This window comes from Curtobacterium flaccumfaciens, assembly GCF_051548005.1.
Taxonomy (GTDB): Bacteria; Actinomycetota; Actinomycetes; order Actinomycetales; family Microbacteriaceae; genus Curtobacterium.
This window is the reverse complement of the sequence record NZ_JBPUGH010000154.1, coordinates 1-7,842: the sequence shown is the minus strand read 5'-3', so window position 1 is coordinate 7,842 and position 7,842 is coordinate 1. Positions and strand designations below refer to the sequence as shown.

At 68.6% G+C, this 7,842-nt stretch carries 7 protein-coding genes; all 7 read right to left on the bottom strand.

All coding sequences use genetic code 11. The features are described from left to right. Positions 1-29 precede the first annotated feature (29 nt). A complete protein-coding gene (locus tag ACSW7Y_RS14690; protein WP_438126987.1) occupies positions 30-2,357 on the bottom strand; it encodes a RelA/SpoT family protein in 2,328 nt (775 codons plus the stop codon). Positions 2,358-2,429: 72 nt separating this feature from the next. After that, positions 2,430-2,777 (bottom strand): rhodanese-like domain-containing protein, encoded by a 348-nt coding sequence (locus tag ACSW7Y_RS14685; RefSeq protein ID WP_438126986.1) that lies wholly within the window; start codon positions 2,775-2,777, stop codon positions 2,430-2,432. Next, positions 2,777-3,778 (bottom strand): protein translocase subunit SecF, encoded by a 1,002-nt coding sequence (gene secF / locus ACSW7Y_RS14680; protein ID WP_438126985.1) that lies wholly within the window; start codon positions 3,776-3,778, stop codon positions 2,777-2,779. Before secF ends, ACSW7Y_RS14685 begins: the two co-directional genes overlap by 1 nt. Next, a complete protein-coding gene (gene secD, locus ACSW7Y_RS14675) occupies positions 3,778-5,532 on the bottom strand; it encodes a protein translocase subunit SecD (protein ID WP_438126984.1) in 1,755 nt (584 codons plus the stop codon). The genes secF and secD overlap by 1 nt, the downstream gene beginning before the upstream one ends. A gap of 89 nt (positions 5,533-5,621) precedes the next feature. After that, positions 5,622-6,020, bottom strand: a complete 399-nt coding sequence (locus tag ACSW7Y_RS14670) for a preprotein translocase subunit YajC (RefSeq protein ID WP_438126983.1) — start codon at positions 6,018-6,020, stop codon at positions 5,622-5,624. Between the two features lie 99 nt (positions 6,021-6,119). Further along, positions 6,120-7,151 (bottom strand): Holliday junction branch migration DNA helicase RuvB, encoded by a 1,032-nt coding sequence (ruvB, locus tag ACSW7Y_RS14665; RefSeq protein WP_438126982.1) that lies wholly within the window; start codon positions 7,149-7,151, stop codon positions 6,120-6,122. Further along, positions 7,148-7,768 carry a Holliday junction branch migration protein RuvA gene (ruvA, locus tag ACSW7Y_RS14660; RefSeq protein ID WP_438126981.1) on the bottom strand — a complete coding sequence of 207 codons (621 nt, stop codon included), beginning with the start codon at positions 7,766-7,768 and terminating at the stop codon, positions 7,148-7,150. Before ruvA ends, ruvB begins: the two co-directional genes overlap by 4 nt. Between the last annotated feature and the right edge of the window lie 74 nt (positions 7,769-7,842).

The following is a 7,842-nucleotide window of genomic DNA, read 5'->3' as shown; positions in this document are numbered from 1 at the left end:
GCGCTCCGTGAGTCGGTCGTGCGGCGGGGTCAGCCGGCGCTGACGCGGTACACGTCGTACACGGCGTCGATGCGGCGGACCGCGTTGAGGACACGGTCGAGGTGGGTGGTGTCGCCCATCTCGAACACGAACCGGCTCAGCGCGAGGCGGTCCGAGGACGTCGACACGGTCGCCGACAGGATGTTCACGTGGTGGTCGGTCAGCACCCGGGTCACGTCGCTGAGCAGGCCGGACCGGTCGAGCGCCTCGATCTGGATCTGTACGAGGAACACCGACTTCGACGACGGGGCCCACTCGACCTCGATCATGCGGTCCGGCTCGTTCATGAGGGACTTCACGTTCGAGCAGGACGCCTGGTGGACGGACACGCCCTGACCGCGGGTGATGAAGCCGACGATCTGGTCGCCCGGCACCGGCGTGCAGCACTTCGCGAGCTTCACGAGGATGTCGGGCGCCCCGCGGACCAGGACGCCGGAGTCGCTGTTGCGGAGCTGACGACTCGTGATCTGCCGGGGGAAGGCGAGCTCCGGCTCGTCCGTCTCGGTCTCGGTCTGGACGCTGCCCAGCACCTTCTCGATGACGGACTGCGTCGAGACGTGGCCCTCACCGATGGCCGCGTAGAGAGCGGAGACGTCGTCGTAGCGCATCGACGACGCGACCTCGGCGATGGTGTCCTGGCTGAGGATGCGCTGCAGCGGCAGGTTCTGCTTCCGCATCGCACGGGCGATCGCGTCACGGCCCTGCTCGATGGCCTCTTCGCGACGCTCCTTGGTGAACCACTGCTTGATCTTGTTGCGGGCGCGCGGGCTCCGGACGAAGGTCAGCCAGTCCTGGCTGGGACCGGAGTCCGGGTTCTTCGACGTGAAGATCTCGACGACGTCACCGCTCGACAGGGTGCTCTCGAGCGGCACCAGCCGACCGTTGACCTTCGCCCCCATCGTCCGGTGGCCGATCTCGGTGTGCACGGCGTAGGCGAAGTCGACCGGCGTGGCTCCGGACGGGAGGCCGATGACCTTGCCCTGCGGCGTGAAGACGTAGGTCTCCTTCGCGCCGATCTCGTAGCGCAGCGAGTCCAGGAACTCGCCGGGATCGCTGGTCTCGGCCTGCCAGTCGGTGATGTGGGCGAGCCACGCCATGTCCTGGTCGTTCTGGCTCGACGAGTCGACGTCGCGGCCGGTGACGCGCTGCTTGTACTTCCAGTGCGCCGCCACACCGAACTCCGCGCGCTGGTGCATCTCGTGGGTGCGGATCTGGATCTCCACCGCGCGACCCTGCGGCCCGAGCACCGTCGTGTGCAACGACTGGTAGAGGTTGAACTTCGGCGTCGCGATGTAGTCCTTGAACCGGCCGGGCAGCGGGGTCCACCTCGCGTGCACGGACCCGAGCATCGCGTAGCAGTCGCGCACGGTCGGGACGAGGACGCGGATGCCGACCAGGTCGTAGATCTCGTCGAACTCGCGCCCGCGCACGATCATCTTCTGGTAGATCGAGTAGTACTGCTTCGGACGCCCCATCACGTCGCCGCGGATCTTCGCGGCCTTGAGGTCCTTCTTCAGCGTGCCGATGACGTTCTGCACGAACTGCTCGCGCTTCGGCTGGCGCTCCTTCACGAGGCTGTCGATCTCGACGTAGAGCTTCGGGTGCAGCACCGCGAACGAGAGGTCCTCGAGCTCGAGCTTGATCATCTGGATACCGAGGCGGTGCGCCAGGGGCGCGTAGATCTCGAGCGTCTCCTTGGCCTTGCGCGTGGCCGAGGCGGACTCCACGAACCCCCAAGTCCGGGCGTTGTGCAGACGGTCCGCCAGTTTGATCACGAGTACCCGGATGTCCTTCGACATCGCGATGACCATCTTGCGGACGGTCTCGGCCTGCGCGCTGTCGCCGTACTTGACCTTGTCGAGCTTCGTGACGCCGTCGACGAGCATCGCGATCTCGTCGCCGAAGTCGGCGCGGAGCTGGTCGAGCTGGTAGTCCGTGTCCTCGACGGTGTCGTGCAGGAGCGCAGCGGCGATCGTGATCGTGCCGATGCCGAGGTCGGCGAGGATCTGCGCGACCGCGACGGGGTGCGTGATGTAGGGCTCGCCGGACTTGCGCTTCTGCCCGTCGTGCGCCTGCTCGGCGACCGAGTACGCCCGCTCGATGAGGGTGACGTCGGCCTTCGGGTGGTGCGATCGCACCGTGCGGATGAGGGTGTCGACCGCGCCGGCCGGCTGCGCCCGGGAGAACAACCGCGGCAGCAGCGAGCGGAGCGAGCCGAGGTTGCCCGTGGTGTTCGGGCCGATCGGACTCGTCGGACGGGCGGGCGACGCCGGACGGCTCGCGGCGTCCGACTGCGACGATTCGCGCGTGTCGGTCATGATGCGCCTCCCGAGACCTCGTCCGGTGCGGAGTGCCTCCGCGCTCGATCCGACAAGACTACGCGCGTCCGGTCAGTGCTCGTGACGCGGTTCGCTCTGGGCACCGCGGACGACGTCGGCGCCCGACTGCTCCCACGCGGTCATCCCGCCGAGCACGTTCACGGCGGCGACCCCCGACTGCTCGAGTGCTGCGACCACCCGGGCCGAACGGCCGCCGGAGTGGCAGATGACCATCGCGGGGGTGTCCCCGCCGTCGATCTCCTGCCACCGCGACACCAGCTCGGACATCGGGACGAGGGTGGCCTCGGGAGCGTGGACCTCGTCCCACTCCCCCTGCTCGCGGACGTCGAACAGCCGGGCTCCCTCGGCCAGACGGCGCCGGGCCTCCGCGACGTCGATGTCGGTGATCTCGACCGCCATCAGACGTCTGCCGTCGCGTCGACCTGCTGCTGGCGCTTCGCCGCAGCCTGTTCCTTCTTGGCGTCGGCCTGCTTGATCTTCGGCTCGTTCTCCCGCAGGTGGGCGTACATCGGCGACGCGATGAAGATCGTCGAGTACGTACCCACGATGATGCCGATGAACAACGCGAGCGAGATGTCGCGGAGCGTGCCGGCGCCGAGGACGTAGGACCCGATGAAGAGGATCGCCGCGACCGGCAGCAGGGCGACGACCGAGGTGTTGATCGAGCGCACGAGGGTCTGGTTCACCGCGAGGTTCACCGACTGCTTGAACGTACGGACGCTCTCCTGACCGGTGTTCTCGCGCACCTTGTCGAACACCACGACGGTGTCGTAGAGCGAGTAGCCGAGGATCGTCAGGAAGCCGATCACCGCCGCCGGAGTGACCTCGAGCCCGACGATGCCGTACACGCCCGCCGTGATGAGGAGGTCGTGGAGGAGCGCCGTCATGGCGGCGACGGACATCTTCCACGTGCGGAAGTAGAGCGCCATGACCACTGCCGCGAGGGCGAGGAAGATCACGAGACCGCGGATGGCCTGCGCGAGCACGTCAGCGCCCCAGGTCGCTCCGATGAAGGTCGCCGCGACCTGGCTGTCCGGGACGTCGTAGGCCTTCGCGAGGGCGTCCTGCACCTCGGTGGTCTGACGGTCGGTCAGCTGGCCGGTCTGGACACGGATGCCGTGCTGGCCGAGCTGTGAGACACGCGGTACGCCCTCCGGCACGATCGACTCGACGGTGTCGGTCGCGATCGACTGGTTCGTGGTCTTGACGTCGGAGATGGTGAACTCCGAGCCGCCCGTGAACTCGATGCCGAGCTGGTACCCGCCGCGGAGCCACGGGATGCCGAGGGACAGCACGATCATGACGATCGCGATGATGTACCACGTGCGGCGGCGCCCGACGATGTCGTAGGAGCGCTTGCCCGTGTAGAGGTCGCTGCCGAACTGGCTGAAGCTGGCCATCAGTCGTCCTTCCCGTCCGGCGTCGTGCCGTTGTCCCCCGCGGCTTCGCGGGCCTTCCGCTCGGCGATGGTCTGGCGACGCTGCGCCTCACCGGCGCTGCGCTGCTGACGCTTGCCGTCCACGACCGGCGCGCGGAACTGCGCACGGCCCCGGTAGACGGCCCCGAGCGCGGTCGGGTCGAGCCCGCTGAACTTGTGCCCCTCGCCGAAGAACCGGCTCCGGGCGACGAGCTGCATCATCGGGTGGGTGAACAGCACCACCACGACGACGTCGATCAGGGTCGTGAGGAGGAGCGTGAACGCGAAGCCCTTCACGTCGCTCACCGCGAGGATGTAGAGCACGACCGCAGCGAGGAAGTTGATCGAGTCCGACGCGAGGATCGTCCGGAGGGCTCGACGCCATCCCGACTCGACCGCACCCTCGAGCCCGCGGCCGTCGCGGAGCTCGTCACGGATGCGTTCGAAGTAGACGATGAACGAGTCCGCCGTGATGCCGATCGCGACGATCAGACCCGCCACACCCGCCAACGACAGTCGGTAGTCGACACGCCACGACATGATCGCGATCACGAGGTAGGTCAGGGCCGCGGCCACCGCGAGCGACAGGACGGTCACGAACGCGAGAGCCCGGTACTGGATGACCGAGTAGATGATGACCAGGATGAGCCCGATCAGGCCGGCGACGAGACCGCCCACGAGCTGCGCCGTGCCGAGCGTCGCGGAGATGTTCTCGTTCGACTGGACCTGGAAGTTGATCGGGAGCGCACCGTACTTGAGCTGGTCCGCGAGGGTCTTGGCGGAGTCAGCCGTGAAGTTGCCGGTGATCTGCGCCTTGCCGTTGGTGATCGCGGCGTTCGACGCGGGAGCCGTGATGACGGTGCCGTCGAGGACGATCGCGAACTGGTTCTGCGGGGGCTGCAGCTTGACGAGACGGCTCGTGACGTCACGGAAGTCGTCCGAGCTCTTGCCCGAGAACGTCAGGTTGACGGCCCACTGGCCGGTCGACGCACCCTGCGAGTCCGTCGCGAGACCCGACGTGGCGTTGCTGATGCCCGACCCGGACACCTCGACAGGGCCGAGGATGTACTTGGCGGCGCCGTCCTGGTCGCACGTGACGAGCGGCTTGTCGTCGGGCGCGGTGGTGACGTCGTCGGGGGCCTTGCAGTTGTAGTTCTCGTAGAGCGCCTGCAGCGCCGGCGTGACCTGCGAGAGGTCGCTGCCGTTCGTCGGCTTCGTGCTCGGTGTGGCCTGCAGCGATGCCGGGGGCGTGTACGGCGTCGGCGAGGCCGAGGCTCCGTCGCTGCCACCCACCGCGGTGTTCGTCGCGGCCTCGGTGTAGAGGACCGGGCGGAAGGTCAGCTTCGCCGCGGCTTCGATCCGGTCGATCGTCGCCTGGTCCGGCTTGCCGGGGATCGAGACCACGATGTTGTTCGTGCCCTGCGTGTTGATCTGCGACTCCGACACACCCGTCGCGTTGATGCGCTGGCGGATGATGTTCACGGCCTGGTTGAGCTGCTGGCTCGTCACCGAACCGCCCTCGGTGTTCTGCGCCGCGAGGGTCAGCTGCGTGCCGCCCTGCAGGTCGAGCGCGAGCTCCGGGACCCAGCTGGCGCCCGCGAACCACTTGCCGGTGTCGTCCTTCGTCGTGCTGGCGAGGATCGAGGCGGCGGTGTTGAGCCCCGCGAGGACCGCCATCAGGATCACCAACCAGGTGAGCGAGCGAAGCGCCTTCTTGACGGGTGTCGATCGTGCCACCGGTCGTCTCGTCTTTCTGTCAGGACCGACGACGCGAGCCGACGGCAGGGGTGGTGCTGCCGGGCTTCACGACCCGGCAGCCCAGAACATCAGTTGTCGTGCTTGCGGTTGGTCTCGTCGGTGCGCTCACCGTAGGCCGGGGCCTGGTCGTCGACGACCGGCTGGCCGTTCAGCTCGGTGACCCGCTTCGGCTCGTCCTCGGGCACGACGGTCGTGTCGACGTCGTTCGCGGTGTCGTCCACGACACGGGAGAGCGTCTGCCGGTGCACCGTGACGACCGTGCCGGGAGCGATCTCGACCTCGGCCGTGACCTTCTCGTCGTCGACCGACAGGAGCTTGCCGTAGAGGCCGAACGACAGCATGACCTGGGCACCCGGCACCATCTTGGTGGCGAGCTCCGCCTGCTGCTTCTTGCGCTTCCGGCTGTTGTAGAACATGAAGGCCGCGAACGCCACGACGATGACGATGAGGATGACTTCTTGACCCATGATGCGATGCCTTCTCTGGTTGCTCGGTTTCGGGCCGTAGCAGTCTAGGGCACTCCTCCATCGAGAACGTGTGTGCCGGGTGACCGCGCGGCCCGGCGATCAGTCGTCGTCGCCGAACAGTGCCGGACCGGCACCCGACTGACCGGGCGTCATGCCGAAGTGCCGCCAGGCCTGCGGCGTGGCGATCCTTCCCCGCGGCGTGCGGGTGACGAGACCGAGACGCACCAGGAACGGCTCGACGACGGACTCGATCGTCTCGGATTCCTCACCCACGGAGACCGCGAGCGTGTTCAGCCCGACGGGACCGCCGTCGAACCGGGTCAGCATCGTCTCGACGACTGCCCGGTCGAGTCGGTCGAGGCCGAGCTCGTCCACGTCGTACAGCTCGAGTGCCCCCTGCACGGCAGCCATGCCGTCGCGTGGGCGGTGGACCAGCGTGAAGTCGCGGACCCGCCGGAGCAACCGGTTGGCGATGCGAGGAGTGCCTCGGGAGCGCCCGGCGATCTCCCGCAGCGCGGACCGGTCGATGTCGAGCTCGAGGAGGTGCGCTGCGCGGATCAGGACCTGTTCGAGTTCGTCCTTCTCGTAGAACTCGAGGTGCGCGGTGAAGCCGAAGCGGTCGCGCAGCGGGTTCGGCAGCAGACCGGCGCGGGTCGTCGCGCCGACCAGCGTGAACGGCGCGAGGTCGAGGGGGATGCTCGTCGCACCGGCCCCCTTGCCGACCATGACGTCGATCCGGAAGTCCTCCATCGCCAGGTAGAGCATCTCCTCCGCCGAACGGGCCATCCGGTGGATCTCGTCGATGAAGAGGACCTCACCGGGGACCAACGAGGAGAGCACGGCCGCGAGGTCGCCGGCGTGCTGGATCGCGGGCCCGCTCGACATCCGCAGCGGCCGGCCGGACTCGTGCGCGACGATCATCGCGAGGGTCGTCTTGCCGAGCCCGGGCGGTCCGGCCATCAGGATGTGGTCGGGCGTGCGCTCCTGCATCGCGGCGGCCTTGAGCAGGAGGTCGAGCTGCCCGCGGACCTTGCGCTGCCCCACGAACTCGTCGAGCGAGCGCGGACGGAGGGCGCCCTCGAACGCGAGCTCCTCCTGAGATTCGGCCCCGGCGGCCGTGATGCCGCTCACCGTCCGGCACCGGCGGGTCGGAGTGCTCCGAGCGCGGCGCGGAGGAGCGACTGGGTGCCGAACGTCGCGGCGGCCGGGTCCTCGGTGACGACGGCGTCGACGGCAGACCGGGCAGCGTCCTCACGCCAGCCGAGTCCGACGAGCGCGACCACGACGTCCTCGGACGCGGGGTGTGCGGTCGAGCCGGCACCCACGGCAGCCGCGGCGGGCTGCTCGAACGCGGCGAGCTTGCCGGCGAGTGCGACCGTGATGAGCTTCGCGGTCTTCGGCCCGATGCCGGACACCTTCCGGAACGCGGCGTCGTCCTCGTGGGCGACCGCGGTCGCGATCTGACCGGGGTCCATGTGCGCGAGCACGCCGAGGGCCGACTTCGGACCGACACCGGAGACGCTGCGCAGGAGATCGAAGACCCGCAGGGCGTCGGTGGTCTCGAAGCCGAAGAGGAGGTGCTCGTCCTCACGCACGATCATCGCGGTGCGGACGAAGACCTCGGCTCCGTGGCGCATCGTCAGGGCGTGGGCGGGCGTGACGGTGACGGCGTAGCCGACTCCCCCGGCCTCGATGACCACGCTCGATCCGGCGACGTCGATGCAGGTGCCCCGGAGACTCGCGATCATGCTCCGAGCCTAGGGCCGCCCACCGACGTTGCCCCGGCACCACGCGCGGGGGCGCCGGCACCACGGACGGGCGG

What these genes read in the sequence shown, in the direction of transcription:
- ACSW7Y_RS14690 (WP_438126987.1), bottom strand. Translation starts at nt 2,357, where the DNA reads ATGACCGACACGCGCGAATCGTCGCAGTCGGACGCCGCGAGCCGTCCG.
- ACSW7Y_RS14685 (WP_438126986.1), bottom strand. Translation starts at nt 2,777, where the DNA reads ATGGCGGTCGAGATCACCGACATCGACGTCGCGGAGGCCCGGCGCCGT.
- secF (WP_438126985.1), bottom strand. Translation starts at nt 3,778, where the DNA reads ATGGCCAGCTTCAGCCAGTTCGGCAGCGACCTCTACACGGGCAAGCGC.
- ACSW7Y_RS14670 (WP_438126983.1), bottom strand. Translation starts at nt 6,020, where the DNA reads ATGGGTCAAGAAGTCATCCTCATCGTCATCGTCGTGGCGTTCGCGGCC.
- ruvA (WP_438126981.1), bottom strand. Translation starts at nt 7,768, where the DNA reads ATGATCGCGAGTCTCCGGGGCACCTGCATCGACGTCGCCGGATCGAGC.